The sequence below is a fragment of the Candidatus Nitrosotalea bavarica genome (genome assembly GCF_900167955.1).
Taxonomy (GTDB): Archaea; Thermoproteota; Nitrososphaeria; order Nitrososphaerales; family Nitrosopumilaceae; genus Nitrosotalea; species Nitrosotalea bavarica.
This window is the reverse complement of sequence record NZ_FUYK01000003.1, coordinates 22,057-47,947: the sequence shown is the minus strand read 5'-3', so window position 1 is coordinate 47,947 and position 25,891 is coordinate 22,057. Positions and strand designations below refer to the sequence as shown.

At 36.6% G+C, this 25,891-nt stretch carries 34 protein-coding genes and 1 tRNA gene; 19 read left to right on the top strand and 16 right to left on the bottom strand.

The window, feature by feature from the left end:
- Position 1 precedes the first annotated feature (1 nt).
- Positions 2–451, bottom strand: a complete 450-nt coding sequence (locus C0Q33_RS01260) for a universal stress protein (protein WP_101476793.1) — start codon at positions 449–451, stop codon at positions 2–4.
- On the bottom strand, positions 448–1,611 hold the full coding sequence (locus C0Q33_RS01255; protein ID WP_101476792.1) for a site-2 protease family protein: 1,164 nt from the start codon (positions 1,609–1,611) through the stop codon (positions 448–450). Before C0Q33_RS01255 ends, C0Q33_RS01260 begins: the two co-directional genes overlap by 4 nt.
- 199 nt (positions 1,612–1,810) lie before the next feature.
- Here C0Q33_RS01255 and ppsA point away from each other — a divergent pair, with 199 nt between their 5' ends.
- Positions 1,811–4,045 (top strand): phosphoenolpyruvate synthase, encoded by a 2,235-nt coding sequence (gene ppsA, locus C0Q33_RS01250; protein ID WP_101476791.1) that lies wholly within the window; start codon positions 1,811–1,813, stop codon positions 4,043–4,045.
- A gap of 120 nt (positions 4,046–4,165) precedes the next feature.
- Here ppsA and C0Q33_RS01245 read toward each other — a convergent pair whose 3' ends face one another.
- The gene (locus tag C0Q33_RS01245; protein WP_101476790.1) at positions 4,166–4,636 is read right to left on the bottom strand and encodes an SRPBCC family protein; all 471 of its coding nucleotides are present in this window, start codon (positions 4,634–4,636) and stop codon (positions 4,166–4,168) included.
- Positions 4,637–4,760: 124 nt separating this feature from the next.
- Between C0Q33_RS01245 and C0Q33_RS01240 the strand changes: the two genes are divergently transcribed.
- Complete coding sequence (locus tag C0Q33_RS01240) at positions 4,761–5,297, top strand: hypothetical protein (protein WP_101476789.1); 537 nt, start codon at positions 4,761–4,763, stop codon at positions 5,295–5,297.
- A gap of 37 nt (positions 5,298–5,334) precedes the next feature.
- On the opposite strand, the gene C0Q33_RS01235 is transcribed toward C0Q33_RS01240, so the two are convergent.
- The 3 genes from C0Q33_RS01235 to C0Q33_RS01225 form a co-directional block, all read right to left on the bottom strand.
- Positions 5,335–5,643, bottom strand: coding sequence for a hypothetical protein (locus C0Q33_RS01235; protein WP_101476788.1), 309 nt, complete (start codon positions 5,641–5,643; stop codon positions 5,335–5,337).
- A gap of 155 nt (positions 5,644–5,798) precedes the next feature.
- The gene (locus C0Q33_RS01230; protein ID WP_245867277.1) at positions 5,799–6,227 is read right to left on the bottom strand and encodes a DoxX family protein; all 429 of its coding nucleotides are present in this window, start codon (positions 6,225–6,227) and stop codon (positions 5,799–5,801) included.
- A gap of 83 nt (positions 6,228–6,310) precedes the next feature.
- Positions 6,311–6,685: a hypothetical protein gene (locus C0Q33_RS01225; protein ID WP_133120968.1), complete on the bottom strand. Its 375-nt coding sequence runs from the start codon at positions 6,683–6,685 to the stop codon at positions 6,311–6,313.
- 262 nt (positions 6,686–6,947) lie between these two features.
- On the opposite strand from C0Q33_RS01225, the gene C0Q33_RS01220 reads away from it, so the two are divergent.
- From C0Q33_RS01220 to C0Q33_RS01205, 4 genes are read left to right on the top strand one after another with little or no spacing between them, the layout of a single operon-like run.
- Positions 6,948–7,244: a hypothetical protein gene (locus C0Q33_RS01220; protein ID WP_133120967.1), complete on the top strand. Its 297-nt coding sequence runs from the start codon at positions 6,948–6,950 to the stop codon at positions 7,242–7,244.
- A gap of 56 nt (positions 7,245–7,300) precedes the next feature.
- Positions 7,301–7,549, top strand: coding sequence for a hypothetical protein (locus C0Q33_RS01215; RefSeq protein WP_101476784.1), 249 nt, complete (start codon positions 7,301–7,303; stop codon positions 7,547–7,549).
- Positions 7,534–7,752, top strand: coding sequence for an Lrp/AsnC ligand binding domain-containing protein (locus C0Q33_RS01210; RefSeq protein ID WP_101476783.1), 219 nt, complete (start codon positions 7,534–7,536; stop codon positions 7,750–7,752). Before C0Q33_RS01215 ends, C0Q33_RS01210 begins: the two co-directional genes overlap by 16 nt.
- A gap of 42 nt (positions 7,753–7,794) precedes the next feature.
- Positions 7,795–8,205 (top strand): VOC family protein, encoded by a 411-nt coding sequence (locus C0Q33_RS01205; protein ID WP_101476782.1) that lies wholly within the window; start codon positions 7,795–7,797, stop codon positions 8,203–8,205.
- Here C0Q33_RS01205 and C0Q33_RS01200 read toward each other — a convergent pair.
- From C0Q33_RS01200 to C0Q33_RS09550, 4 genes are all read right to left on the bottom strand, one after another.
- Complete coding sequence (locus tag C0Q33_RS01200; protein WP_101476781.1) at positions 8,202–8,594, bottom strand: hypothetical protein; 393 nt, start codon at positions 8,592–8,594, stop codon at positions 8,202–8,204. The genes C0Q33_RS01205 and C0Q33_RS01200 overlap by 4 nt on opposite strands.
- A 38-nt stretch (positions 8,595–8,632) precedes the next feature.
- Positions 8,633–9,001, bottom strand: coding sequence for a hypothetical protein (locus C0Q33_RS01195; protein ID WP_101476780.1), 369 nt, complete (start codon positions 8,999–9,001; stop codon positions 8,633–8,635).
- Positions 9,002–9,290: 289 nt separating this feature from the next.
- Positions 9,291–10,079 (bottom strand): adenylate/guanylate cyclase domain-containing protein, encoded by a 789-nt coding sequence (locus C0Q33_RS01190; protein WP_101476779.1) that lies wholly within the window; start codon positions 10,077–10,079, stop codon positions 9,291–9,293.
- Between the two features lie 6 nt (positions 10,080–10,085).
- Positions 10,086–10,217, bottom strand: a complete 132-nt coding sequence (locus tag C0Q33_RS09550) for a hypothetical protein (protein ID WP_281258808.1) — start codon at positions 10,215–10,217, stop codon at positions 10,086–10,088.
- 85 nt (positions 10,218–10,302) lie between these two features.
- On the opposite strand from C0Q33_RS09550, the gene C0Q33_RS01185 reads away from it, so the two are divergent.
- Together C0Q33_RS01185 and ilvA are read left to right on the top strand one after the other, a co-directional pair.
- Entirely contained in the window at positions 10,303–11,139 is an 837-nt protein-coding gene (locus C0Q33_RS01185; RefSeq protein WP_101476778.1) for a hypothetical protein, read from the top strand.
- A 305-nt stretch (positions 11,140–11,444) separates the two neighbouring features.
- The gene (ilvA, locus tag C0Q33_RS01180; protein ID WP_101476777.1) at positions 11,445–12,653 is read left to right on the top strand and encodes a threonine ammonia-lyase; all 1,209 of its coding nucleotides are present in this window, start codon (positions 11,445–11,447) and stop codon (positions 12,651–12,653) included.
- Positions 12,654–12,676: 23 nt separating this feature from the next.
- Here ilvA and C0Q33_RS01175 read toward each other — a convergent pair whose 3' ends face one another.
- Complete coding sequence (locus C0Q33_RS01175) at positions 12,677–13,939, bottom strand: Nramp family divalent metal transporter (protein ID WP_165776403.1); 1,263 nt, start codon at positions 13,937–13,939, stop codon at positions 12,677–12,679.
- 153 nt (positions 13,940–14,092) lie between these two features.
- Here C0Q33_RS01175 and C0Q33_RS01170 point away from each other — a divergent pair, with 153 nt between their 5' ends.
- The 6 genes from C0Q33_RS01170 (at position 14,093) to C0Q33_RS01145 (ending at position 18,446) form a co-directional block, all read left to right on the top strand.
- The gene (locus C0Q33_RS01170; RefSeq protein ID WP_101476775.1) at positions 14,093–14,497 is read left to right on the top strand and encodes a phosphoribosyltransferase; all 405 of its coding nucleotides are present in this window, start codon (positions 14,093–14,095) and stop codon (positions 14,495–14,497) included.
- Positions 14,498–14,676: 179 nt separating this feature from the next.
- A complete protein-coding gene (locus C0Q33_RS01165) occupies positions 14,677–15,150 on the top strand; it encodes a zinc ribbon domain-containing protein (RefSeq protein WP_101476774.1) in 474 nt (157 codons plus the stop codon).
- A gap of 63 nt (positions 15,151–15,213) precedes the next feature.
- Positions 15,214–15,288, top strand: a tRNA-Val gene (locus C0Q33_RS01160).
- Between the two features lie 137 nt (positions 15,289–15,425).
- Positions 15,426–16,949, top strand: a complete 1,524-nt coding sequence (locus tag C0Q33_RS01155) for a porin PorA family protein (protein ID WP_101476773.1) — start codon at positions 15,426–15,428, stop codon at positions 16,947–16,949.
- 329 nt (positions 16,950–17,278) lie between these two features.
- On the top strand, positions 17,279–17,707 hold the full coding sequence (locus tag C0Q33_RS01150; RefSeq protein WP_133120966.1) for a CBS domain-containing protein: 429 nt from the start codon (positions 17,279–17,281) through the stop codon (positions 17,705–17,707).
- 226 nt (positions 17,708–17,933) lie between these two features.
- A complete protein-coding gene (locus tag C0Q33_RS01145; RefSeq protein ID WP_101476771.1) occupies positions 17,934–18,446 on the top strand; it encodes a PepSY domain-containing protein in 513 nt (170 codons plus the stop codon).
- Between the two features lie 67 nt (positions 18,447–18,513).
- Here the strand turns inward: C0Q33_RS01145 and C0Q33_RS01140 are convergent, their stop codons facing one another.
- From C0Q33_RS01140 to C0Q33_RS01130, 3 genes are all read right to left on the bottom strand, one after another.
- Positions 18,514–18,933 (bottom strand): universal stress protein, encoded by a 420-nt coding sequence (locus C0Q33_RS01140; protein ID WP_101476770.1) that lies wholly within the window; start codon positions 18,931–18,933, stop codon positions 18,514–18,516.
- A 118-nt stretch (positions 18,934–19,051) separates the two neighbouring features.
- On the bottom strand, positions 19,052–19,831 hold the full coding sequence (locus tag C0Q33_RS01135) for an ABC transporter permease (protein WP_101476769.1): 780 nt from the start codon (positions 19,829–19,831) through the stop codon (positions 19,052–19,054).
- Positions 19,809–20,765, bottom strand: a complete 957-nt coding sequence (locus C0Q33_RS01130) for an ATP-binding cassette domain-containing protein (protein ID WP_245867275.1) — start codon at positions 20,763–20,765, stop codon at positions 19,809–19,811. Before C0Q33_RS01130 ends, C0Q33_RS01135 begins: the two co-directional genes overlap by 23 nt.
- Before the next feature lie 311 nt (positions 20,766–21,076).
- Between C0Q33_RS01130 and C0Q33_RS01125 the strand changes: the two genes are divergently transcribed.
- The 5 genes from C0Q33_RS01125 (at position 21,077) to C0Q33_RS01110 (ending at position 24,709) form a co-directional block, all read left to right on the top strand.
- The gene (locus tag C0Q33_RS01125) at positions 21,077–21,493 is read left to right on the top strand and encodes a response regulator transcription factor (protein ID WP_101476767.1); all 417 of its coding nucleotides are present in this window, start codon (positions 21,077–21,079) and stop codon (positions 21,491–21,493) included.
- 412 nt (positions 21,494–21,905) lie between these two features.
- Positions 21,906–22,277 (top strand): PPOX class F420-dependent oxidoreductase, encoded by a 372-nt coding sequence (locus tag C0Q33_RS01120; protein WP_101476766.1) that lies wholly within the window; start codon positions 21,906–21,908, stop codon positions 22,275–22,277.
- Between the two features lie 52 nt (positions 22,278–22,329).
- The gene (locus tag C0Q33_RS01115; RefSeq protein ID WP_101476765.1) at positions 22,330–22,578 is read left to right on the top strand and encodes a hypothetical protein; all 249 of its coding nucleotides are present in this window, start codon (positions 22,330–22,332) and stop codon (positions 22,576–22,578) included.
- A 38-nt stretch (positions 22,579–22,616) separates the two neighbouring features.
- Complete coding sequence (locus C0Q33_RS09545; protein ID WP_281258807.1) at positions 22,617–22,748, top strand: hypothetical protein; 132 nt, start codon at positions 22,617–22,619, stop codon at positions 22,746–22,748.
- A gap of 110 nt (positions 22,749–22,858) precedes the next feature.
- Positions 22,859–24,709, top strand: coding sequence for a threonine--tRNA ligase (locus tag C0Q33_RS01110; protein WP_101476764.1), 1,851 nt, complete (start codon positions 22,859–22,861; stop codon positions 24,707–24,709).
- A 6-nt stretch (positions 24,710–24,715) separates the two neighbouring features.
- Here the strand turns inward: C0Q33_RS01110 and C0Q33_RS01105 are convergent, their stop codons facing one another.
- Complete coding sequence (locus C0Q33_RS01105; RefSeq protein ID WP_101476763.1) at positions 24,716–24,946, bottom strand: tetratricopeptide repeat protein; 231 nt, start codon at positions 24,944–24,946, stop codon at positions 24,716–24,718.
- A gap of 29 nt (positions 24,947–24,975) precedes the next feature.
- Positions 24,976–25,848 carry an agmatinase gene (speB, locus tag C0Q33_RS01100; protein WP_101476762.1) on the bottom strand — a complete coding sequence of 291 codons (873 nt, stop codon included), beginning with the start codon at positions 25,846–25,848 and terminating at the stop codon, positions 24,976–24,978.
- Positions 25,849–25,891 lie beyond the last annotated feature (43 nt).

The following is a 25,891-nucleotide window of genomic DNA, read 5'->3' as shown; positions in this document are numbered from 1 at the left end:
TCTATTTAATTACAAACACAGGATATTTTGAATATCTTACCACGTCGGTTGCAACACTGCCGAGTAAAAATTGCTTAAAACCAGATTTGCCAGTACCGCCTATGATGATGACATCTGCATCCTCTTCTTCAGCACGTTTGATAATTGCTCCTGGAACTGAATAGATTTCTTCTACTGTCTCAGCCTTTATTTCTACTCCCAGTTCTTTAGCTTTTTTACCTATTGCATTAAACCACTCTTCAGATTCCTTTTTGCTTTTCTCAATGAATTGTTTGAATATCGATTCTGTTGCATATGCTAGTCCTGCAGCATGTACATGAATGACATGTAAAATAATGAGTTTAGAGTTGTACTTTTTTGCAAACTCTATGGCATAATCTGCTGCTTTTAATGATAATTCAGAACCATCAATTGCAACGAGTATCTTTGACATACTTGCTACATTATTCATGAACTTGTCCTCTTTATCTCACGAAGATATTTTTGTCGCTCACTTGCAAGTTCTATAATGTCTGTTTTACTTACAACTCCAAAAAGTTTTCCATCTTTGTCACATACAAAGATCTTTCCAACACGCTTTTGTACCATTTGTATGAAAGCTTTTTCAACTTCTGTATCTGGCTGCATTATTGCAAGATGTTCTGTTTGAATCATTATATCCTGAACTGTAACAGTACCTCTTTTATTTTCTGGAATGTTTAGTGTGTCCTTTAGAGTGATCATTCCTAAAAGATAGCCTCGCTCATCTGTTACTGGGAGTTCGCTTTTCATACTGGTCATAAAAAAATTCTCTAGTACAAAATCAAGAGACATGTCCCGCCTAACAGATATTATTTCAGTGTTCATGATATTTCCAACAATTATTCCTTTTAATGCAGATGTTAGCTCAAATTGTGACATGTATGACTGGGCACCATTGTGCAAAAACCAGCCTATTAATAATATCCACAAACCGCCGACAAAATCACCATTGATGAGTATCATAAATCCCAATCCCATGAATGCATATGATATCAGTACGCCAATTGATGTTGCAATCTTTGTTGCATCATGATAATCCTTTTTCCATCTTACCAGTGCTGCTCGTAAAACTCTACCGCCATCAAGAGGAAATGCAGGAACTAGATTAAATGCACCAAGTATGATGTTTGCCATTGCAGCATAGAACAAGACTCCTTTGATTTGCGCAAGATATGAAATGACATTGCCAGAACTTTCACTTGAGACGGCCCAGTAAAAGAAAGCAAAGATTCCTCCTAATGCAAAACTTGCAAGTGGGCCTGCAATTGACATCTTAAACTCTTGATGAAAATCAGTAGGCTCTTTTGCAATATCTGATACTCCGCCGAAAATAAATAATGTGATACTTTTTACAGGTATGTTATACCTTTTTGCAACCATTGAATGTGCTAGCTCGTGTAATAAAATTGAGAAAAATAAAAGCACACTTCCAGCAGAACCCATTAGCCAGTAACTCACAGGTCTAAGACCTTTGACATAATCTGGCATAAAATATGTGGATAGAGTCCAATCAATTAGGACAAAAGTGATGATTAGCGTAAAATGTAAACGAATGCTGATTCCTTTGATATGACCTATTTGAAGAGACATGATATTACCTTGATACCTACTGTGTATATGATCCTTTTAGTCTGTCAGTGTAATTATCACAAATGATAATTTTACAATTCAACTAAAAGCAAGTTTGATTGATAATTTGTCAATGAGGCAGATGGATAGTTCTATCAATTAAAATTTCCAGCAGAAATAATGCCAAAATAGTTATCCATGCAAGAATCAACTATAACCAATGAAATATGTTCGCTGGCTTGAGGATGTAACAAAGGACGACATCCCTATTGCAGGTGGCAAGGGCGCAAACATGGGAGAAATGATTCGAATCGGTCTGCCAGTTCCATCAGGATTTGTTATAACTACAGCTGCATTTGAAAGATTAATCCAGTTTCATAGTGTTTCAGATAAAATCAAGATGATGTTAGAGGTGCTCAATGTTGAGGATACCAACATGCTAATGTCCACCTCCAAGAAAATCAAGGAACTAATTATTTCTCTTGACTTTCCTAATGAAATAAAGAGCGAGATTATAGTTTCTTACAAGAAACTGTCTCATGCAGACAATAAATCCGCGGCTGATTTGACTGAAGATGATGATGAATTTGTCGCAGTTAGAAGTTCTGCTACTGCAGAAGACTTGCCTGGAACATCATTTGCTGGACAGCAGGCAAGCTTTCTAAATATAAAACACGCCGCAAATCTTGTAAAATCTGTACAGGAATGCTGGGCATCTCTTTATGAACCACGTGCCATTTTCTACAGGGCGAAAAACAATTTCAAAAACCCAAGCATAGCAGTTGTTGTACAGAGAATGGTAAACTCTGACAAGTCAGGTGTGATGTTTACTGTAGACCCTATCTCGGGAGAAAATGTTATGATAATAGAATCCATCTGGGGTTTGGGAGAATATCTTGTACTGGGTGAGGTCTCACCTGATCATTACATGGTAGATAAAACAGGAAAAGTTTTAGAGAAAAAAATAGGTCAAAAACCAATTGCACTGGTTAGAGATCATGCTACTGGAAAATCAATTCAGGTAAAGATATCTGATGAAAAAATTAGTGCCCAAGTTCTAACTGATGACGAGATTTCTAAACTAGTAAAGTATGGAAAACAACTCGAAGAGTATTATGGAAAACCCCAAGATGTAGAGTTTGCAATTGAACAGTACAACATGAGAATTGTCCAGACCAGACCTGTTACAACAAAGGCAAAGACAAGTGAAGGAAAGATTACAGGAGTCAAGATATTGCAGGGAATGGGCGCATCTCCTGGAATTGCAATTGGTAAAGTAAAGATTGTAAAAAATATCAGCGAGATTGCCAAGATTGAGGAGGGGGATATACTGGTCACCATAATGACTTCGCCAGACCTTGTTCCAAAGATGAGCAAGTCTGCTGCAATTATAACAGATCTTGGAGGCGCCACATCTCATGCTGCTATTGTATCACGTGAGATGGGATTGCCAGCTATAGTCGGCACTGGAAATGGAACAAGCATTTTGAAAGATGGACAAATTGTTACTGTAGATGCATATGCTGGCATAGTTTACGAGGGATCTGTTTCTATCAGTACAACAAAAACAAGTGAACCAATACATGTTGAAAAAACACAAACCAAAGTCAAAGTGAATCTTGTTTTTGCAGACAAGATGGATGTTGCTTCAAGAACAGATGGTGTTGGATTGCTACGAATAGAACACATGGTCACTAAATCTGGAATCCATCCTGCAAAACTTGTTCGTGAAGGTAGATCTGAGGAATACATCAAGATTTTGACAAATGGGATAAAACCAATAGCTGCTAAATTTTATCCAAAGCCAGTATGGGTTAGAACTTTGGACGCAAGAAGTGACGAGTTTAGAAATCTGGAAGGTGGGGATGCAGAGCCTCATGAAGATAATCCGATGCTTGGATGGCACGGAATAAGGAGGAGTTTGGATGAACCTGAATTACTAAAAGCAGAATTTGAAGCAATAAAGAGAATGCGTGCAGAAGGGCTTGATAATATTCATGTGATGCTTCCATTTTTAATTTCAGTTGATGAGTTTAGAAAGGCAAGAGAGATTGCTAATGAAATTGAAATGGGCGACAATTTTGATTTGGGGATAATGGTTGAAACTCCGGCTTGTGTATTAGATATGGAAGAATTCTGCAAGGAAGGTATTGACTTTGCAAGCTTTGGAACAAATGACCTAACTATGCTTACCTTGGGAGTTGATAGGAACAATACAAAGATTGCAAAGTTGCACTCTGAATTTCATCCATCTGTTTTGTACATGCTTCACCATGTAATTGACATTTGTAACAAGTATAACGTTGAGAGTTCGATATGTGGCGAAGCTGGGAGCAATCCAGAAATGGTAAAACAGCTTGTCAAGTGGGGGATAAGGAGTGTTTCATGTAACATGGACGCAGTCAACAAAATCCGTAAAGCTGTTTTATCGGCAGAAAAAGAACAACATCAGTAATGTTTCAAACTGTGTAATATTTTTAAATCTAGAAATTATATTATAGCAAAAAATCGGGTGGAGTTTAATTTACGTCACGCCGCAGTGCGTAAATTCCTCCTTTGTTCTGCGGGTTTGTCGCTATCCTCTTATCATGTCGGCCCAGAATTTTCTAGGCTCCATTGGGATGAAATGCGCCTTGCCCTCCGATTTTTCCTTGATCAGGTCTAACGCATACTCGGCCTCGATCTGCAGTTTTTCCTTTAGCTTTCCAGGGAAGAAGCGAGATGGACCTGAAATGGTATAATCCATCTTGACTTCAAGAAGTGTTGCACTTCCAAGCATGGTCAAAGACATATCCTTTGTACCAGTTATCACTCCTTTTGTCCATTTCACATGTACTGCTTCTTTTGGTAGGAAAGTTATTGTCTGACTGCATTTGTCGATCTTGTCTATCATTATCTCTCGCACTATCTCGTTTTCTTTCTTTGAGATGTTTCTTTGCACTTTGGTAATATTCCAAAACTCGGAATCATTATCAACCTGCGAGATGACATTCCAGACTTTTTCTATTGGTGCGTCAATCTGTATCTTGACTTTTATTTCTACCATGTATACATATTAGTGAAACTAGAATAAAGCATGGCAGTATACATTGTAAGACAAAGTATGTGTTGGAACCGTAAATCATGCGACAAGTTTATCATTTTCAAATGGACAAAAGATTGGATATATCATGAAAGAAATAACTGACAAGAAAAAAACAGCCACTATCACATTTAGATTTGATACTGAAATTATTGACAAGCTTCAGAATGAGGCAAAGAATCATCAAGTAACAACCAACACGCTTGCAACTCAGGCCTTGAAGCGATTTCTAGAGTGGGATATTTATCAGCAAAGAGTTGGCCTTGTAAGTCTTAACAAGCCAGTGTTTGTCAAGATCTTTCAAAATTTGAAGGAAAAGGAGATAATAGAAATTGCAAGCACGATGGGCAAGGACGAGATGCGAGATGTTGCACTCTTTATGAAAGGAGAGACTGATGCCAAATCATTTATGGACTGGTTTGAAATGCAGATGTTAAACTCGTCTGTTCATGTCAGCCACATGATTGATGATGGCACACATACTTTTGTTATGAAGCATGATCTTGGCAAAAATTGGTCATTATATAATAAAACTATCTTGGAACTAATTTTTGAGGAACTGTTTCAAAAAAAGATTGATGTAAAATATGACAAGAACATGTTTGCTCTCCGATTTTCTGAATAATAAAAAAAAGCCAGTGTCTTGTCAGGGCATGGCATTTCTATGGGGCAAATGTGTGCATTCTCTGCTTTATCTTCAGGTCATAAGTTCCCATGATGTGGTCACCTTGTGAAACATTGTGGTAAGAGCCAGTTAGTTTTACCAAATAGTTGTCTTGAGTGTCTGCCCAGACTCCGCTTTGATCCACTGAAACAACCTTGACTTGTTCAGTGATGTATTGTGGAATTAGGTTCCAGACAGGCCAGACAGCTGTCATCATGACACCTATGATTGCAAGACCTATTACCCATGCAAGCAATGGCTGTAGATTTTTGTGTGTCGTGTATTCTTTTTGATCCGATGTGGTCATGATATCATTATGCACTTGCAAAAATATAACGAGGGCGTACTCAATGTAAGACAACGTATGACGCAAACTAGACTTGGTCATGTAATAAAAAATTAAAGTTTTGTAATTAAAAGCAGACTATCATCATACGATGTAATCTAGTCTGAATGTGAAAATTATTGTAAAATTCGAGGTATCTTTTTGATTATATGAGATAAGGATATTCTTCCAGGTCCTAACACCATTATGGTTAACAAAATGATAAATGCCAACAATTCAAGTTCTATTCCATTTTTACCTGAAAATGATTGCGCCTTTTTAACATAAATTATTGCGCCAAGCATGTCTATAGCAATTACTGCACTTGCTATCCTTGATAGGACTCCTACTATCAAAAGAACACCTCCTACTGATTCTAGTAATCCTATGAGTATTGCCATCTCTGAAGGAAGACCTATGCTCTGAAGAAAACCGCCAAACCCACTACCAAATTTCATCTGACTGTGAACTATGAAGAACACACCAACTACAATTCGTAATCCAAATTGAGAAAGGTCGTGGAATTTGTGTGTTCTAAGATTGGCATCCATTCTATTTTGTATCAAAAAATGTTGTATATACTCGTTGTTAAGTTGTTTTTCTTAATTCTCAGCTAAAATGTTTGGCCTTGAAATGACATATTGTAATTTTAGACAGTTTTATTATTTGATATGGCCTGCTTGTATTTTTTGTAAGCCATTGCATTGGTAATTAGGAGCAATCCTTGCAAGATGTAACCTCCTACAATCAATACAATTCCATTGTAAAATGGATGTAATGTAGACATGATCTCAATATGTTTTGGGGAAAGTGTATTTCCAACAATCACTATTGTTGCAATGATGAAATTTGGAATGTACGCATATCTGAAATTTTTAGCAGCGACTATGGCAAGGGCAACAAATGAAAATTCAAGGGAAAATGCCTGAATGAGAAACTTGGGATCTCCTAGGGGTATCCCAAATACCCCTGTAATGCAAACTGCAACTAGAACTACAACTACGCTTCTTTGGAAATGATTCATTTTTGATTTGAGATGCATCTGTATTCTTAATAAAATTAATTATAATTTGGATAAAATTCAAAATATGCCATAAATACATTGACATTATTGGACCCATGAAATATTGAAACTATGTTTCTGGACATGTTTGGAACTTGTAAAAACCCATGACTTGTAAGCCCTAATTATAAAACACCTGCGAATATCGGCGTATTTCCTTTGGTGGGTGAAGGAAAAGGGCTAGTGGCTCCATTCTAAGACAAGTTTAAAAGGACGATGTTACGTGTTTGATAATCGTCTTATGACAAAGGACAAGAAAAAAGAAGCAAAAAAGCCTGCTAAGAAGGAAGCTCCAAAAAAAGAACATGCCAAGAAGGAAGCTCCAAAAAAAGAACATGCTAAGAAGGAATCTCCAAAGGGTAAGGTAAAGGAGAAGACAAAACTCAAAGAAGACATAGTTCAGGAAGACGACGGCATAATAGTTGTTGAAGATGATACTGGTCTTGACAAGGAAGCAGAGCTCGAAGCAAGAAAGGCATACCTAGAAGAAGCTCGCTCCCAAGAAGCAAGCGACGATTAGATTTCTTCATAATTTTTCAACATAATGCTTATCCGTGATCATTCCATTACAGGAATATGCGATCTCTTTGTTTGATAGCCGTAAAACCTGGCAAAGTTGATGCTGTTATTACATCTCTGAAAAAAGCAAGAAAGATTGTCAAGGAAATCATGGTTGTAACAGGAAGGGCAGATATTGCAGTTGTATTACAAGGAACAATGGAAGAGATTAACAACGTGGTCATAGACTTTAAGAAAATAAAGGAAATTGTTTCAACAGAGACTTTGATTGAAGTGGAGGTAGATATGGGTTGGTCAAAGCCGTAGTTCTAGTTAAATCTCCGAAAAAATTGATAGCGGCACGACTCCGCATGGTAAAATCAGTCTATGACTCTTTTCCAGTGAGTGGTCAATTTGATGCAGTTGCACTAATCGAAGTCAAGGAATTATCACAGATCAAGGATGTCACGACTGATATTCACAATATTACGGGCGTAGAGCGCACCGAGACACTCGTACAAGTAGTATAAGGTACCAAAATCCTTTAACACCTCCACGTGTTTACTTGGGGTATGAATATCAGACACCTTGGGAGCGTAATTATCGCAGTTTCAGACCTTGAAAAATCTCTGAAATTTTACCACGAGATAATTGGTTTGCCAATTAAGAATTCCCGAGAAAATTGGGTAGAATTGGCAAAAGAGGGTGCAACGGTAATACTACATCCTGCAATCAAGGCCATTAACACTGGAACATCCATTGAAAATGGCATAGTTGTAGGACTTGTCGTAGGCGATATAGACTCTGCAGTAAAAGAACTCAAATCGAAAAATGTCCCAATTTACAGAGACATTATTTCACACAAGGCGGGCAAAAACTGTATTGTGTTAGACCCAGACAAATACATGGTGTCATTATTTGAGCCCTCATTTGATGATGGTGCAAAACAAGCACGTGGTTTCCACGGATTTGCTCCACTCTAAATAATTTTTTTAATTTTTAACATTATTTTAACTACAACATCTGGAGATGTGTTCTTGTTTATTGAGATGTAGTAAATTCCTTCTTTTCTTTGAAATGCAATTACCGTGATTTTTTCATGTCTGAAAACTACGTGGTCCATCTTTCCAAGGGCCGAACTTGCTTTATTTCGCATTGTCAATAAAGTCGAAACAAGAAAGAATTCATTTCTTGCAGATTCACGTGATAACAAAGTGGTTAGTCCTGGTTTTAAAATTCCTGTAAGTGTAGTCCCGTATTCATTTACCAACCCAACATATCTTATTGATTTTGATATCTCTAAAATGCTCTGACACTTTTTCCTATATTGAATAATCTGTTCTTTCCATTTTTGATCTGGTGTCTTTTGCATGTTTATAGTAGAACATTTAAGCTTTAAAAAGTAAGAGGTTACTTTTTCTTTTCTTTGTCAAGGCCTGATTTTAACGAAAGATTTTCCTGTCGTAATTTTTCGTTTTCTTCTCTTAGTGTATCAACTGGTTGCATCTTTGCATGCATTGGATGTCCTGGCATGAATGCATTTGGTGTCATGTTAAACAAGCCTGCTGCATATCTTTGAAACATTGTGTGATAACCTGTTAGTTTACCCATTGTCATATCTGAATCATGTACAATCTGGTCCTTTATTCTTCCAGCATTGGCAATTCCTAGTGGAGGATTTGCACGCGGTGGTAATCTTGGAAATGCAAATGGTGAATTTATCATATCAAGTGGTTGTCCAAAAGTTTCCATGATTCTTCTTGCATCGTAATACCACATGAATGCAATTCTTGCTCTCCTCTATTTCATGTTTACTCACAAAATTACTCGTTAGATATACAAAAGTGTCAAGTATCAGTCGTTTTTTATCAAATTCCGTCGATCACTGATCCTTATAGAATGCCCAGATCGACACAAGTTTAATGTCAAAAACAATATCAATGGATTGTATAAAATGTAAAAAAAATATTAATTCTACGGATTTATACAAAATTGTAATGTATATTGTAGACCAAAAATTTACAGATCATCACTATGAACATGTAGAATGTCCAGACAGATTTACTGTCTAGGCATGCATTGCATAAACACGGTATAGTTTTCCAGTCTTCTTATCTTGGTAAGACCAGTGATTGTCTGGCCATTCAACTGTTTCAAAAAGATTCTTCAAGTTGGGGTGAAGTTTGTCGTAAATGTCATGACCGACAAGAATCTGATTTGGTTTTGATAACGCTGTAATCTTGGCAGCGATACTCACTGCAGGACCTAGAATGTCAACATGTGATCTTACTTCATCAGCCCCATATCGTACTATGACATTCTCTCCAAAGTCCATTCCTATCTTTACTCGCAACTCTGGATAATCATATTCACTAAGAATTGGATTTATTCCTCTTTCAATTATATCAATCATGGTCCTTGCACAGTTAACAGCATTATCTGACACAACAAGGGGGCTTTCTTCTGCAATGAAGTATCCTATTACAGCATCCCCTACATACTTTAAGACATAACCTCCATGGTGACGAATAACTGAACGCATCTCTTGTGAGAATGAACTGATAATGATTCCAAGTTTTTCTGGTGGAAGCAGTAGTGCCATATCTGTTGAACCGACAAGATCTACAAACATGACTATCATGTGCAGTTTCTGGGACACGTGGTTACGTAGAAACTTGTCAGACTCGTCGACAGAATAATCATACTCGTATCCTTTCTTAAGCGAACTCCACACTCTTTTTTGTGTCTCTTTGATGAGGCTCTCAGTATCTAACGTACCAGACTTGCCTCCTCCCAACATCATGTCAATGATGTTCTTTGTGGGCACATCTTTTGGTGGACTAGGGGGATCACTCATTGGTATCTACTCTAACGGGAAATTGACTCCACATACTGGACATACTCCTCTTTCTCCCTTGTATTTTATATCAAAGTATTGTATGATTTCTACATCACAATTCCAGCATACTATCTTCTTAAACGAGGGTTTTGGCATTATCCTTAATCCTATGATGAAATTGGCTTTATAGCGTATTTAAAGTACCTATCGATTTTATGTGGATGTTTTCTGTGGATAATTTGTGCAGATTCCAACAAGCAATCCTGATCCTTTTATAAAATCAATGAGTGACAAGGCAGAAAGTGTTCGTACCTTGTTTTCAGAACATATGACTCGTCTTACAACTAAAGTTCCACTAAAGGTAATGCTAGGGGATGGTACAGTTACAGATCAGGAATCATTTGATCCTGCCCTTGTTAGAAAGTTCTTTGATGATATATTGCAAAAAATTCCAGACTGGAGCAATCAGGGCGTTTCTGCAACTGCCGAGAAAGATCTTCGAAGAAGTTTTATAAAATTTGAGATAAAGGAAGGAAACTATCTTCTTTCTGGACACATGTCGTTACAGTACCATGCGTTGTTATTCTACAAGCTTGACCATAGAGTAATCGAGATTCAAAAAGAACTCTCGGACATATCTGATATGATTGCAAAACTTCAGGTAAAGGTGGGACCTGAGAATGACAAGATCATAGAAGAAAAACTCAAACAGGAAGGATACCAATCCATGGATGACCAAAAATTATTTGAAGTATTGTTTAATCGTGAAGACATAACACAGGATATTGTCCAATCAATTGAGGTGTCACACGCTGAACACACAAAACTTGTTTCAAACAGGGATAGATTGTTTGTAGAGCTTGACAATATGTTAATTGAAGTATATCACACAACATCTGTTATGATCGATGAAAACAGGATGATCGCAGCAGAGGAAGGGTGTCTCTGCAACTTTAATTTAGAATATCTGAAAAATAACATACGACAGGGAAACATCAATCTCTCAAGAATCTCCGAGCAGACAAAGACTAACTTGCCTGTGTTGATGGATAGTGTCATAAGAGCTCTAAAAAATTAAAAAATTGTTTATATGATTGTATATTTTAAAATCAACATAATTTAGCCAAGGGGCCTGGACTGTATCATCGGCGCCAGAGTTTGGGGAGTTGACGCAAGATGACGCAGCGTTGACCCCTTGACTTAGATCTGTAAGGTATTCATGATATTATTTAGCCCTTTCCAGATCGTTGAAAATTCTATTAAATTATTAACTAATTATCCATTTTTTGCTTAAAATCGTATTTTGTAATCAAAAATACATGACACATTTTGAAGTAATAGTATTCAACAAGCCAAATATACCGAGATGGGTTGAAAATTCTGTTGAACATCACACTTGAAGATATACTAAAGTCTCAAAGGATCCAGAAAAATGTTATCCGCAGAACTCCACTTGAGAGTTCCTACTCTTTTAGTATCATGACAGGTTCCCAGGTTTATCTAAAATCTGAATGTCTGCAAAAGACTGGCTCGTTTAAGGTACGCGGAGCTTATGCAAAGATTGCAAGTCTTTCCAAAGAAGAAAAGAAAAAAGGAGTGATTGCAGCTTCAGCAGGAAATCATGCGCAAGGTGTTGCGTATGCATCAGCACTTGAAAAAATTCCATGCACTATAGTGATGCCTGTAAACGCTTCACCTGCCAAAGTTTCAGCCACCAAGGCATATGGTGCCAAAGTAATCTTGGAGGGTTCCATATATGACGAGTCATCTGCCAAGGCAACAGAGATTGCAAAAAAAACTGGTGCAACAATGGTTCATGCATTTGATGATGAGATAGTAATTGCAGCTCAGGGAGTAATAGGTCTAGAAATAATTGAGGATCTTCCAGACGTTGATGAAATCTATGTTCCAATTGGTGGAGGAGGACTAGCTGCGGGAGTTTTAAAAGCAGTCAAGGCAAAAAAGCCCAAAGTCAAAGTGATAGGAGTACAATCATCAGGATTTCCAGCAATGAAAAAATCATTTGATGCAGGAAAGTTACAATCAGTTTCAGGTCATAGGACAATTGCAGATGGAATATCTGTCAAGACACCGGGATATTCTACATTTAAAATCATAAACGAATTAATTGATGATATCGTTCTAGTTGATGATTCTGCAATTGTAAAAGCAATGTTTCTTTTAATGGAAAGAGCAAAGATGGTTGTAGAACCAGCTGGTGCTGTAGGGTTGGCATACCTACTTGACAAAAAACCTGCCAAGGGCAAAAAGGTCGTCCCAATATTATCTGGAGGAAATGTGGACATGTATCTTCTAGGCCAAATCGTAGCCAAAGGTTTGACTGAGATGGGTAGGATGGTCAAAATATTCATACTTTTAACAGACAAGCCAGGGGCACTAAAGGAAGTTGTAGACCAGATATCTTCTCTTAGTGTAAATATTGTCGATGTAATCCATGACAGACTATCTTCAAGCATTCCTGCAGGAACAGCTGGGGTAACACTAAGCTTGGAGACACAAGACCAGACACACGCAGAACAACTAGTTGCATTCCTCAAAAAGAAAAATATCCAGTTCAAGGTAGTTACCTAGGATATTTTATTTTTAAAATTATTCTAGGATGTTGGACTTATCAAAGATAGCGCATTGAATACTAGAACTATTCCTACAAAAAGACATGCAATTATTGTAGTTATTTTTCTATTGACAAAAACTCCCATTAATTTTTTGTCCATTGTAAGCATTACTACAGGTATTACTGCAATTGGTATCATCAGACTGAGAAGAAATTGACTGTACACTAGAATGTGCAAAGGATCAAAACCTAACAGTATGGCAACTGTGGTTGGTATGACATTTACAAATCTTGTAATTATTCTTCGCAGCCACATGTTGACTTTTTTCCCCAAGAGTCCCTCCATTATGATTTGACCTGCCAGGGTTCCTGCAGCAGATGATGCTATACCTGATGAAAGTAATGTGATTACAAAAATTGTTCCAGCAGATATTCCAAATAATGGTACAAGTGTCTTGTAGGCTTCGGCAATTGATGCAATTTGAGAATTGTTGGGATAAAATGCAACTGCGGCCATTAACAATATTGCAGCATTTACCAAGGCAGCTATGGTAAGCAAGAATATCGTCTCTGCAAGATGTAATCTTCGCATCTTCTTTCTATCCTCAAGTGTCTTGCCGATTGCCTTTTCCTTTGTAAGAAAAGAATGTAGAAAAACAACATGTGGCATTACAGTAGCGCCAATTATGCCAACTGCAACAAACAACGCACTAGAATTTGCAAAGTGAGGCAAAAATGAACCTGCAAGTATTCCGTGTATAGTTGGTGGTGCCACTAACATCTCATAGACATATCCAAAGCTTATGATTGAAACAAAAAGCAAAAAGAGCTGTTCCATTAGACGGAATTTTCTTGATGTGAGAGCTAGTATTATGATGACATCCACCGCTCCAAAGATTGCGGCATAAATCATTGGCACTCCAAATAATAGATTTAACGCAATAACCGTTCCAAGATATTCGGCAAGGTCTGTCGCCGCCGCTGCAACTTCTGCACTTAGCCAATATGGTATGATGAATAACTTTCTACCTAATTTTTCCCGCAAAATTTCAGCCATGCTTCTCTCTGTTGCAATTCCTAATTTTCCAGATAGGTATTGAACTAACATAGCTATGGCACTTGAAAGCCATACCACCCAAAGTAATGAATACCCAAAAGCAGCTCCTCCTTGGAGATCTGTTCCATAATTTCCTGGATCCATGTATGCTATGCTTACAATTAGTGCAGGACCAGAATATGCAATGAATTTTCTTAGAAAACCTGTAAAATGAGATAATTTTGAATATAATTTAGATGTTGTCACGATTGCATGCTGGTATGGTCTTCATATAAAAGTTAGCTAGGGCTAAATTATTTAGCCAGATCTAAATTTATAAAATATGTTTTTGAAAATGATTATTAGACAACCACATCAAGTATTTGCAAGTTGGCCTCTAATTGGAAAGGAAAGTCTAGTATGTCTTGGTCAGAGATTGAATCATGTGTAGAGATTCTCTCAGCTGAAATCAAAAAAACACGTTTTGAGTTTGATGCAATTGCTACTATATCGAGAGGGGGACTGGTTCCAGCAAGACTGATTGCTGATCATTTTAATATAAAAAAAATACTGGTAGACAGAAATGTCATTCCCAAAAGAACGCTTTTTGTTGATGATATATATGATTCCGGCACTACGTTTGAAAAAATAATTCCTCTCGTTAAAGATCCTAAAAATTTTGTATATGCTACTCTGGTAGCAAGAAAAGGAGCATGGTATCCAAAACAGCTAGTCTATGCTAAAAAAACTCGAGGTCAAGAATACGTGGTATTCCCATGGGATAAATTGGAATCACAAGTGGCTCCAAAATCTGCTAAAGATTAAGTATTACAATATCATATAAAAAACATGAATCCATTTGCATGCTCAAAATGTTTTGTTGGGTATAGGCCTGGAGAATTGATATCGTGCCCCCGATGTAGTCAGGAATTCTGCGGCACGTGTTTTAAACAGCATACTCACTAGATCAAAAAATTAAGTAGTGGTCTTTGTTCCTTGATAGCATGTCAGCTTTTGGTGGGGATGATGTAGATACACTTGCTTTAATGTTTGACAAACTACAATACATTTTTCGAGGTTATGACTCGTATATCCAGACATTTACTGAAATGCATTCTCTATACAAGCAAGGCCAGTTATCTGAGCGAGAATATTATCATGGAATGACTGATGCGGTTTTGAAATATTCAGCACTTGAATTTCTTGGACTCAAATCCATGTTTGAGATAAAAAAAGCGCTAAATCGAATGAACCGGTCCTTCTCCGCACGCACTTTGACATCGGGCTTGGCATCAGGAAGTGTCTCGGGACAATCTGGTCCTCAAAATTCTATTGCCTCATTTGTTAGCGCAAAAAGCCTTCAAGGTAGGGATGATTTGATGCAAAAAACCTCTATGGATGGCAAGCCATGTGATTCATGTGGTACATTTTCCCATCTGGCAACAAAGTTTTGTAGAAACTGTGGAAACAAATTCTAATCTGTTTGATAAATTATACAATAATTCAAGAACTAAATAATACTCACTCTAAAAATAATTTGCGGATCGGTAGTCTAGCCCGGTTAGGATATCGCACTCACACTGCGGGGGTCGCTGGTTCAAATCCGGCCCGATCCATCTTTTTTAAACTAACCGAAAACTGTACACAGTCATGAAAAATTACAGATGTGAAACTACCTGATGGTTATACTGGTACATGTATGTGCATAACAAACAAGCTTGGTCTTAAATCAAAAATCTAGAAAAATCCATTTGTGAGAATTTCCAAGTCTACTGTAAAGAGAATTTCCTTATTGTTTGCTACAACTTTTGCTGTATTAGTAATATGGTTTGGGGTGTATATTCCAGAATTTGAAAAAATACACAATGATTATCAAGTGTATGTGGAACAAGAAGGCCAAGACCAAGTTGCAAATGGTGTTGGGACAGAGTTATCACAACCTTTTCACCTTAGAGAATCATTAATTCAAAAAGTAATTGATACAAAAGAAGAATTTATAACAATTTCATCCGTAATAAGCGGAACAAGAAATGATAATGGCAAGGAGATCTTTCATTCTGAAAAAGAGTATCAGGTAAATGCCTATTCAAGAACATATCAGGATATGCCAACAAAACAATTTGCGTTCAAACCGGGAGTAGAAAAACATGATTATGAATTTTATCACCCATTAGTTTTTGCAGACAGTCCACTAGTTTATAAAAAAATAGACAATATCAACGGTCTTGAGGTGTATGTCTTTCAAGCAGAAACACATGATGTAGATCTCACAGACGCATTTCCTAAATATGATGGCGTAAGGGTTCTCTCTGATACAGTCTCAACTTTCTGGATAGAACCAATAACAGGACAAATGATTAAATTTGAAAAGAGCTGGGATGATCATCAGGTTATAAACAACAAGAAAATATCCCCGATGGAAAAGGGATGGAAAAAGACTACAGATTATTCTGTTTTTATTTTATCCCAGACAGCCAAGACAAAAATAGATAACATCAATTTCAACAAGAGTGTGATCCCGGCATTTTTGGTATCTATGACAATTGGGCTGAATATAATTTTCATTTTAAGAAGCAGACTAAAACTCTCAAAGGAGATAATGCTCAAAAATGAAAAACTAGTAGCTATTGGAAACTTGGCAGCAAGAGTATCACATGATTTGAGAAATCCACTCTCAGTCATCAAAGCAGAAGTGGATATCATGGCGCTCCGAGGGCCTAAAGATGAAAAATCAATAGCTAGGATAAATCGATTAAAACGAGCAATTGATAGAATGGACAGGCAGATAAATGGAATTTTAGATTTTATAAGGGAAAAACCATTAACAAGTGAATGGATGTCATCAAGACTTCTAATAGAATCCGTTCTTAGGACCATCAATATTCCTTATGGAGTACAGATTGTTGTACCCAAACAAGATGTACAAATATTTGGAGATGTGGCACAGCTTGAAACAGTCTTGTCAAACATCATAACAAATGCAATTCAAGCAACAGGCGATACTGGTAAGATTATCATATCGACTGAAGACAAGCAAGATTTAACAATGCTTGGCGTATCTGATTCAGGTCCGGGAATACCTGAGAATGATCTTGCAAAAATATTCGAGCCATTATTTACTACAAAGCAAAGAGGAACTGGCCTTGGCCTATCTAGCTGTCAAACAATAATAGAAAATCATGGTGGAAAGATTATGGTAAAAAATAACCCTACTACGTTTACTGTACAATTGCCTAAAGTAAAACAAGAGTTTGAAAAATTAGTAATAAACGGCTAGTAGTTATGTACAGGACAAGCACAAAAATATCAAGTATGATAGTATCCTAATGAGTTTAAACTTGGATAGGTGATTTTATGAATACCCTGTTAAAATGAAGAATTTACGCACAAATGGAACCAAATAATACATTGTACCTAAGCATGTCCAGCCCCATTCCTCCATTAGTATTATTTTTTAAAACAACAGATTTGGACTAGACAGATATTTGTTACATGGCAAGTGCAAGTCCATTAAAAGAAAATTTAGGCACATATGCTGGCATGATTGATTATCGCAAATGATAATCAAATTCGACATTTTTATGGAATGAAAAATAGTACGTGGTAATGGATACTTTTGTAAAAGATATGATGAAGAAACAAATTGTTTCAATTGATGTAACTTTGACAGTCAAAGAAGCTGCCAAGATGATGGAAGATACCGGAGTTAGTTGCCTGGTTGTTACCAAAGAAAATGTACCTGTTGGCATAATAACAGAAAGAGATTTTGTAACAAAAATTACCTCTCTTGACAAGTCATCATCTACTCTAGTACAAAATGTAATGTCTGTACCCTTGATAACATCTAGTCCTAGTGATACTGCAAAAAAACTTGCTGAACTGATGAAAGAGAAAAAGATCCACAAGGTACCTGTGATGGAAGGAACGCGTCTAGTGGGAATTGTTACAGCAACGGATTTGATAAAAAAGTGTATTATTGATTCGGATTTGGAACTGAGACAAATTTGTAATTCTTTTGCTCAAATGGCATTTTGATTATTTTATACATGATCTAATTCTAGACATAGAATACAACACGACTCATACCTATTATTGATTTTTAAACTAGAATTAACACATGCTCACTATTTTTAACAGGTATTGTACCGTACACTAAGAAATTAATATTGTTAATGCATGCCTTGTGCATTCTTGACAGAAGTAACATTGTTACTGAACAATGTGTCACAATTCTTTATATCGAGTTTCAAGTAATTACGGCATGAATACATCAAGCCTATCAGCACACAAGAAGATGCTTGCAATCATAATTGGTGTGGCAATATTTGCCACAGCAGGAATGGGCGCAGCGTCTGCACAGAGTGCTCCAGCTACAACAAGTACAGCACCAAAAATCCAGGGTTCAATCAATATTGAACAGCTACTTTTGTCTAATGTCAAAGTAGACTTTTCTACTGCAGCAACAACTGCAGCAGGCGGTTCATCAACTGCACCAATTATTGGTGGAAAAGTGATTAGTGGAAGCTTGAAACCAATGCAAGGTTCTCTTGTATACGCCTTCAAGGTAATTGACGGTAACAACATGGTATATTCCGTGATTGTCGATCCTTCAAGCGGTTCAGTACTCTACGCCTCAGCAGGCCACGCATTTCAAATGGGCGGCTTTGGTGGAGGACATGCAGGAGGAATGAATGGCGGTTTCAAACATGGTGGACAGGGATGGAATAAACAAACTCCATCTACCAGCACAGCACCATCAGGAACAACTTCATAATAGTTTCGCAAGAAACGCTCTTTTTTTATTTTTTAACTAGAAGGAAACTATTTTTATTTCTAAAAACTCATTTGACTAGCATTACTGGAATCTTTGATTTGTGTAATACATAACTTGACACACTTCCAAGAAAAATATTCTTAAAGGTATTGACTCCTCTTGCACCTATCACAATCAAATCTATGCCATGAGTATTGGAATATTCAACTATGGCATGTCCGGGATCCCCTGTTAACACTCTGCTAGAAAACGGTATCTTGTTTTTCATGGCAAGTTTTTTTGTCTGAAGAATAAATGATGGTGGAACCTCCTCTTCTCCTGATTTTTGTTTGACACTTGCTTTTTGCGAAAGGGTGTGAATTACATGAATGACAACAAGTGATGCTTCATTCTCAACTGTGAGATGAATTGCAGTCTCTAAGGCGTTTAGTGAATTTTTTGAACCGTCCAAAGGTACCAGGATTTTTTTAAATCGTTGTGCGGACATTAGATCTCACATATGCGGTATTACTGGTTTGTTATATTCTAATCTGTGAGTGTGATATTGTGTAATTACAAAGATTTTCAGTTGTGACGTCTTTTGTCGATTATTATTTAAAAAAGAACTAGACTGCTTTCATTCTTCTAAAGGAGTAAGTACCCAAGGCTCCTAGCGCACAGCTGTATAATAAAAGAACACCCAAGTCAAGACCTAGTCCATGACTTCCTATTCCTAATATGATATTTCTAAGAGCATCTACTGCATATGTAACAGGATCTATGGTTGTTAAAATTGAGAGCCACTGAGGTAGTTTGTCAATTGGAAATAATGCGCCACTAAGAAAGAACAAAGGAAAGACTACAAAGCTTACTATCATCTGAAATCCTTCAAGACTTGTCATGTAACTTCCAAGAGTTAGTCCAAGAGATGTCAAAGCAAATGAGAGCAGCAGAACAATTACTACTGTTTGTACTAGAGCAAGTGGACTAAATTGTACTCCGATGATTAGGCCTACTATGAGAAGTATTGATACTTGAATTAAAGAATTTGTCATACCGCCAAATGTCTTGCCAGTAAAAATGGTGGATCTTGATACCGGCGCTACCATTACGCTTTTTAAAAAATCAAATTTTCTATCCCATATGATGTATGAGCCAAAAAATACTGATGAAAAAACAACCGACATGCAAATTATTCCTGGAAATATGAATTTCTGATAATCTACTGCATGTGCCGATATTGAAGTTGAAGAGCCAAATCCACTGCCTATGACAAACAACCATAAAAGCGGAGTAAAGGTTGATGCAACTAGCCGGCTTTTTTCTCTAAAAAATACCTTTACTTCTCTTAGCCAGAGTGCATAGATCTTGTCAAAGTAAATCCTAATGCTTGTCGTATTGTACATATCTCTCCATAAAACCGCCTTCGGCTTGTTCTTTGATTGGTCTTCCTGTTAGTTTCAAAAATACATCGTTTAATGTGGGACTAGTAGCTTCAACAGATTCAACTTCGACATGCTTTAAAATTTCTGGAATGTTTCTTTTTGCATCATCAACACTTAACAACAGATATCCATCAACTGACTCAATTTTACTAATACATTCTAGATTTTTTAGAGCATCTGTATTGGAATCTTGTTTTAGTTTGAGTTTGACAATATCTCCTCCTAACATTGATTTTAGTCTAGCCGGAGTATCTAGCGCGATAATTTTTCCCTTGTCTATTATGCCAATTCTGTTGCATAACATATCCGCCTCTTCCATGTAATGTGTCGTAAGAATTATCGTAAGTTTTTCTTGTTTTACAAGCTGTTGTATATACTTCCACATTGTCTCTCTACTAGAAGGATCTAGTCCTAATGTTGGTTCATCTAGAAACAATACTTTGGGATTATGAATTAGTCCCCGTGCTATTTCCAGTCTTCTTCGCATTCCTCCCGAGTATTTTTTTACTTGATCCTCCTTTCTTTCTGTCAAACCAACTAGTTCCAGAGCCGCACTGATACGTTTTTCCCTAACGTCTGGTTTTACGCCATAAAGCAAGGCATGAATTTTGAGGTTTTCATATCCTGTAAGAAGGTCGTCGCTACTTGGAACCTGAAAAACAACTCCTATGCTAGACCTGACTTTTTCAGGATCTTCTAGTATGTCAAAACCATTGACTGTTGCAGACCCAGATGTTGGATTGAGCAGGGTAGCAAGCATGTGTATTACTGTAGTCTTGCCAGCCCCATTTGGCCCCAATAATCCAAAAACCTCGCTTTGTCCTATTTCCAAAGAGAGATTGTCAACGGCAATTAATTTTTCATAACGTTTTGTCAAATTACGTATCTGTATCAATTGATTCTTGGATGGATTGACCACATATTATGTTTAGATTTGAATCATTTTGTAAAAAACTAGATTTAGAATCCCCCGTCCTTGCGCTATTTTTACTCTTAGTCGACAAAAAGGACAACTCGTTGTAATGTTGTGTCTCACAAGTAGAATTCTTGGTCAAAGGTTATTCGTATAAATAAATGCAATTTTAAGAAAAAATAATCAATTTTTTAATGTTTATAGTAGCATTATTAAATACAATATGGAAAAAATAACGTTTGAAAATAGATTGTTCAAAAAAATCACATTGGTGTTCATAGCCAATCAAGTACATGATAATTGCAATGACATATGAGAATAAAAATTTCCCAAAAATTAGTGCGATAGTAATTGAAGACGATATTGAACTAAGGGAACTTTTTGTAGAACTTCTCAAAATACACAATATCCATGTAATGGGAACTGGTTCCAACGGAAAAGAAGCATATGAGTTGTATCTGGTTTATCATCCCGACATTGTGTTCACGAATTTGGATATGCAAAAATATGATGGATATTATGGAATACAGAAAATAATAGAATATGACGAAAAAGCAAAATTCATAGTAATATCAGGACCTGTTTCAAATAGGATTTTGTTAGAGGAGTGGAATGTGTTGCACATTATGGAAAAACCCATTGATATGAAGAAAATAGGTGTCATGATAAACAAAATTATGCATGATTCAATCGTAAATAAGATGAAGTGATGTAGTATGATCGCAATTACGGTCTGTTCCTACGAACGATATTTTAAAATTGTTATCTTTGTTTGGATGATTTCCTTTCAGAATTATCTGTTCCAAGGCAAGCATGTAGCAAAATGAATGAACAAAACATTCCAAGTTTAAATTGTCTAATCTAATCATATAAAATCCCCATCATTCTAAAGAATATCTCATGAAGAAAACTAAGCATTCCAAAGAGTTTATCCAGAAAAAATTTGATGAATTAATGAAAAAACGCAAGAAAGAGGAAAATAACTAGTCACAAGTTATTTTATTTTTTGATCTCTGCTCCGATTCTTTTCAATCAAATCAATTAAATTAAAATAATTTTAAATATTTTTGCAGCAAGTTTGACAAGACTAGGCTTTAATCTGGCATATTGGGTTGTCATTTCATGTCATCCGAAAAACTGGCCCTCTTTGAAGGACAAAAATATCTCTGCCTTGAGACATACAAAAAGAATGGTCAGGGAGTAAAGACACCTGTCTGGTTTGTAATGTCTAATGGGATTATCTATATTGCAACAGCCGCGTCCTCTGGCAAAGTAAAACGGTTAAACCACAACAAATCTGTCAAGATATCTCCATCAAATTTTAAAGGTGAACCAAAAGGGGAATGGATGGAAGGTCAAGCATTTTTTGGAGATGAATCTGAATTAAATCTGACCAAGTCATTGCGCAATAAAAAATATGGTCTACTATCAAAAATAATTGGCAAGTTTGTATCAAGAAATGGAAAGATTGTATCAATTGGAATTAAACTATAGATGTCATTCATAACGGAACCATTTTTATAATTGCCAACTACAAAATTATCACATGTCCTCATCTGAATCAAATTCTATTGGTTGTTCATTACTCATCGATCTTAAAGGCTGTCCTGAATTAAAAAAACTCAAGAATGGAACACAGTATGTCATAGATATTGCAAATGACCCTAGTATTGTATTCAAAGACTCGGTAGGAAATAAAAAAGAGATGAAGTTTAAAAAAAACTGTACTATTACAATAACTCTAGAAAAGATTCTCTATAACCGCGAGGATGTCACAATGAAATCTATACAATGACAATGCTTATGGCTGCCTTGGAATTAGTAGTGACATAGATGGAAAATCTACTCAACACAGAAGAGATAGACTGGCTCATCAAATTCTTGTCAGGAAAGGGTAGTAATGATGAAGTGATTGAAAAGATAGTCAGGATTACTACAAAGCTTGAAAAAATGAGACGACGATAAACTATTCTCATCTAGTAAATTAGCTCTTAAAATTTTCCAATATCTAGTATCGTTAATCATAGTTCGTGTTGGCATAAAGTTTAATTCAACAACCAAAACAAAAACAAAACATGCGAATATTGCAGTTGCACTGTGATTACGTAGAATATACTCCAGTAAAAAAGGAAATAAAATCTGCTGAAGAAATTGACCCACAATCAAAACGCCTCGAAGAGGTAGTTGTTGCATTTGTAGCAGTAGAGGAATCAGACAATGTAGATGTTGCCAAGAGGGCAATTGGTGAAATTTCAGAATCCATGAAAAAAGTAGGCTGTGCCAAATTATTGTTATATCCTTATGCTCATCTAAGCTCAAAACTTGCATCCCCGACTACTGCTTTACTATTACTCAAAGAAATGGAATCTAATGCAACAGGACTTGAGGTTCATCGAGCTCCGTTTGGTTGGACAAAGTCATACAAACTTCAAGTCAAGGGACATCCTTTGGCTGAAAATTCTAAAACAATAACTGCCGGTGAAGAAAAAGAATCATCGTCAAATGCACTAAAAGCCGAATCCAAGATACAATCATTTTGGCACATACTGACACCTGACGGTAAATTGCATGAAATTGAAAAATTCAACTTTGCAAAATATCCAAACCTTGAGGTATTGGCAAAATATGAGGCAGCTAAAAAAAGAGCTGTTGACGAACCTCCACCACATGTTAAATTAATGAAAAAATTAGCAATTGCCGATTATGAACCGGCATCAGATGCTGGCAACATGAGGTTTTATCCAAATGGAAGGTTGATGAAATCACTAATCGAAAGATATGTCACAGATAAAGTAATGGAGTATGGCGGATTTGAAGTAGAAACTCCGATAATGTATGATTCTCATCATCCTAGCATGGAAAGTTATTTCCATAGATTTCCAGCACGACAATACAGCATTGATTCTGAAGGTAAACACCTGTTCTTGAGATTTGCAGCATGTTTTGGACAGTTTCTTATGGCAAAAGACTTTCAGCTCTCATACAAGAATTTGCCATTAAAATTATACGAGCTTACAAGATATAGTTTCAGAAGAGAACAGTCTGGAGAACTTGTAGGTCTTAGAAGACTGCGTGCATTTACCATGCCGGACTGTCATGCGATGTGTGCGGACATGAATCAAGCAAAAGAAGAATTTAGAAAAAGATTTGAGCTATCTCGCGATGTTATCAAGGGACTAGGTATTGATGATATAGATTATGAAATGGCAATTAGATTTACTGAAGAGTTTTACAATGAACACAGGGACATAATTGAAGAGACTGTAGCAAAGTTGGGCAAGCCCGTTCTTGTTGAAATGTGGAAGGAGAGATTCTTTTATTTCGTACTAAAATGGGAGTTTAACTATGTTGATAGTTCTGGGAAAGCATCTGCATTATCCACTGATCAAATCGATGTGGAAAATGGAAAAAGATACAATATTGATTTTATGGATGCTGAAAACAAGCCTCAAAATCCTATAATCTTACACAACTCTCCAAGTGGTGCAATTGAGAGAGTCATATACACATTATTGGAAAAAGCTGCAACAGATCAAAGAGAGGGAAGAAAACCAATGTTTCCATTATGGCTGGCACCAACACAGGTAAGACTTATTCCTGTCAAACCAGAGTTTTTGGAACACTGTGAAAAACTTGCTGATACTCTAACTGAAAGTAACATTCGTGTTGATGTGGATGATAGAAACGAGAGTGTTGGAAAAAGTATTCGAGATGCAGAGACTGAATGGATTAGGTATATCATAGTCATAGGCGAAAAGGAAGTAAATTCTACCACACTGTCAATTCGAGATAGGAAATCAAAAGACCCTAGAAATCTCTCCGTCGCAGAATTTATTGCAGATATTCAAGAAGAGACCAAGGAAAAACCGTTTATGCGAATAAACATGGGTCGAAGTGTTGCAAAAAGGCCGCAAATTATGGTCTAATGCAAATCAAGACGCGTCTAAATCTCTTGGGTCAAGCTGTAATGATCTGTTGAAACATTCTATAGCTTCGTCATATCTGCCAAGGCCACGTAATGCAATTCCTTTTTTGTTTAATAAATCGGGATTGTTTGGTTGCATAATAATTGTTTGATCAAAGTAACTCAATGCTTCTTCAAAATTCCCATCTATGATTAACTGTGAACCTTTTTTGATTAATTCAGAAATGTCTCTTTCCACTAGATATGATATCTATCTTCTACCTTAAGTTACTTGCGGGATAGATTCATTGCAATGACTTCGGACATTAGTTTTGCTGCAACAGATGCGGTTGCACCGTTGTCATATGGAGGACATAATTCTACGATATCCATACATCGAATTGTATTTCCTTCTAATGCATATATCATGTCAAATAGTTCACGTGAGGTAATTCCCATAGCTTCTGGGTTGCCAACTCCTGGTGCAAATGCTGGGTCTAACACGTCTAAATCAATGCTTACATAGATTTTATCAAAAGTTGACATGAAATCCTTGACCATTTTAGGTCCCCTGCCTTCTCTAATGTCTTTGTCAGTAACAGTATTTACTTTATGTTCTGTCTTGAATGCAAGTTCTTCTTTTACAAATGATCTTGCACCAACATGAACAATGTTTTCTGGACCTCTTTTTTCTATAATTCTTCTAAGATAAGCTGCATGACTTAACTTGATATCCGCATATTCGTCTCGCAAATCATAATGTGCATCAAATACGATATATCCAGTTTCTTTTGGAAATGCCATGTATGTTCCATAAGTTATCAAATGCTCTCCTCCTAAAATTATCATCTGTTTGTCTCTTACAGCAAGTTCTGCGGTAATTTTTCCTATCATGTCAAGAACCTCGGTTGCAACTACAGTATGATATGTATTTCCAAGGTCTTCGATATTGACACTTTCCAAGTCTACGTTGAATCTTGTTGAGAAAATTTCTATATTGTTAAAGGCTTGTCGAACTGCATCTGGGCCAAATCTTGTACCTGGTCTAAAAGAATGAGTTGAATCAAATGGAATTCCATATACTATGGCAGATACGTCGCCGTCTTCGCTTGGACTGGTAATTAGCGGATTGCGATTCATGTATAAATCAAGAAAACTCATTTGTAACGCTCATCATTTTGTGGTAGTATAATAATATTTCAGA

Coding starts and splice junctions, on each gene's coding strand:
- C0Q33_RS01145 (WP_101476771.1), top strand. CDS start 17,934: ATGAATACATCAAGCCTATCAGCACACAAGAAGATGCTTGCAATCATA.
- C0Q33_RS01245 (WP_101476790.1), bottom strand. CDS start 4,636: ATGGTAGAAATAAAAGTCAAGATACAGATTGACGCACCAATAGAAAAA.
- C0Q33_RS01110 (WP_101476764.1), top strand. CDS start 22,859: ATGCGAATATTGCAGTTGCACTGTGATTACGTAGAATATACTCCAGTA.
- ppsA (WP_101476791.1), top strand. CDS start 1,811: ATGAAATATGTTCGCTGGCTTGAGGATGTAACAAAGGACGACATCCCT.
- C0Q33_RS01190 (WP_101476779.1), bottom strand. CDS start 10,079: ATGAGTGATCCCCCTAGTCCACCAAAAGATGTGCCCACAAAGAACATC.
- C0Q33_RS01255 (WP_101476792.1), bottom strand. CDS start 1,611: ATGTCTCTTCAAATAGGTCATATCAAAGGAATCAGCATTCGTTTACAT.
- C0Q33_RS01235 (WP_101476788.1), bottom strand. CDS start 5,643: ATGACCACATCGGATCAAAAAGAATACACGACACACAAAAATCTACAG.
- C0Q33_RS09545 (WP_281258807.1), top strand. CDS start 22,617: ATGGAAAATCTACTCAACACAGAAGAGATAGACTGGCTCATCAAATTC.
- C0Q33_RS01170 (WP_101476775.1), top strand. CDS start 14,093: ATGTCTTGGTCAGAGATTGAATCATGTGTAGAGATTCTCTCAGCTGAA.
- C0Q33_RS09550 (WP_281258808.1), bottom strand. CDS start 10,217: ATGCCAAAACCCTCGTTTAAGAAGATAGTATGCTGGAATTGTGATGTA.
- C0Q33_RS01225 (WP_133120968.1), bottom strand. CDS start 6,685: ATGAATCATTTCCAAAGAAGCGTAGTTGTAGTTCTAGTTGCAGTTTGC.
- C0Q33_RS01135 (WP_101476769.1), bottom strand. CDS start 19,831: ATGTACAATACGACAAGCATTAGGATTTACTTTGACAAGATCTATGCA.
- C0Q33_RS01240 (WP_101476789.1), top strand. CDS start 4,761: ATGAAAGAAATAACTGACAAGAAAAAAACAGCCACTATCACATTTAGA.
- C0Q33_RS01115 (WP_101476765.1), top strand. CDS start 22,330: ATGTCCTCATCTGAATCAAATTCTATTGGTTGTTCATTACTCATCGAT.
- C0Q33_RS01205 (WP_101476782.1), top strand. CDS start 7,795: ATGAATATCAGACACCTTGGGAGCGTAATTATCGCAGTTTCAGACCTT.
- C0Q33_RS01215 (WP_101476784.1), top strand. CDS start 7,301: ATGCGATCTCTTTGTTTGATAGCCGTAAAACCTGGCAAAGTTGATGCT.
- C0Q33_RS01260 (WP_101476793.1), bottom strand. CDS start 451: ATGAATAATGTAGCAAGTATGTCAAAGATACTCGTTGCAATTGATGGT.
- C0Q33_RS01200 (WP_101476781.1), bottom strand. CDS start 8,594: ATGCAAAAGACACCAGATCAAAAATGGAAAGAACAGATTATTCAATAT.
- C0Q33_RS01125 (WP_101476767.1), top strand. CDS start 21,077: ATGATAATTGCAATGACATATGAGAATAAAAATTTCCCAAAAATTAGT.
- C0Q33_RS01165 (WP_101476774.1), top strand. CDS start 14,677: ATGTCAGCTTTTGGTGGGGATGATGTAGATACACTTGCTTTAATGTTT.
- C0Q33_RS01120 (WP_101476766.1), top strand. CDS start 21,906: ATGTCATCCGAAAAACTGGCCCTCTTTGAAGGACAAAAATATCTCTGC.
- C0Q33_RS01150 (WP_133120966.1), top strand. CDS start 17,279: ATGGATACTTTTGTAAAAGATATGATGAAGAAACAAATTGTTTCAATT.
- C0Q33_RS01195 (WP_101476780.1), bottom strand. CDS start 9,001: ATGTGGTATTACGATGCAAGAAGAATCATGGAAACTTTTGGACAACCA.
- C0Q33_RS01140 (WP_101476770.1), bottom strand. CDS start 18,933: ATGTCCGCACAACGATTTAAAAAAATCCTGGTACCTTTGGACGGTTCA.
- speB (WP_101476762.1), bottom strand. CDS start 25,848: ATGAGTTTTCTTGATTTATACATGAATCGCAATCCGCTAATTACCAGT.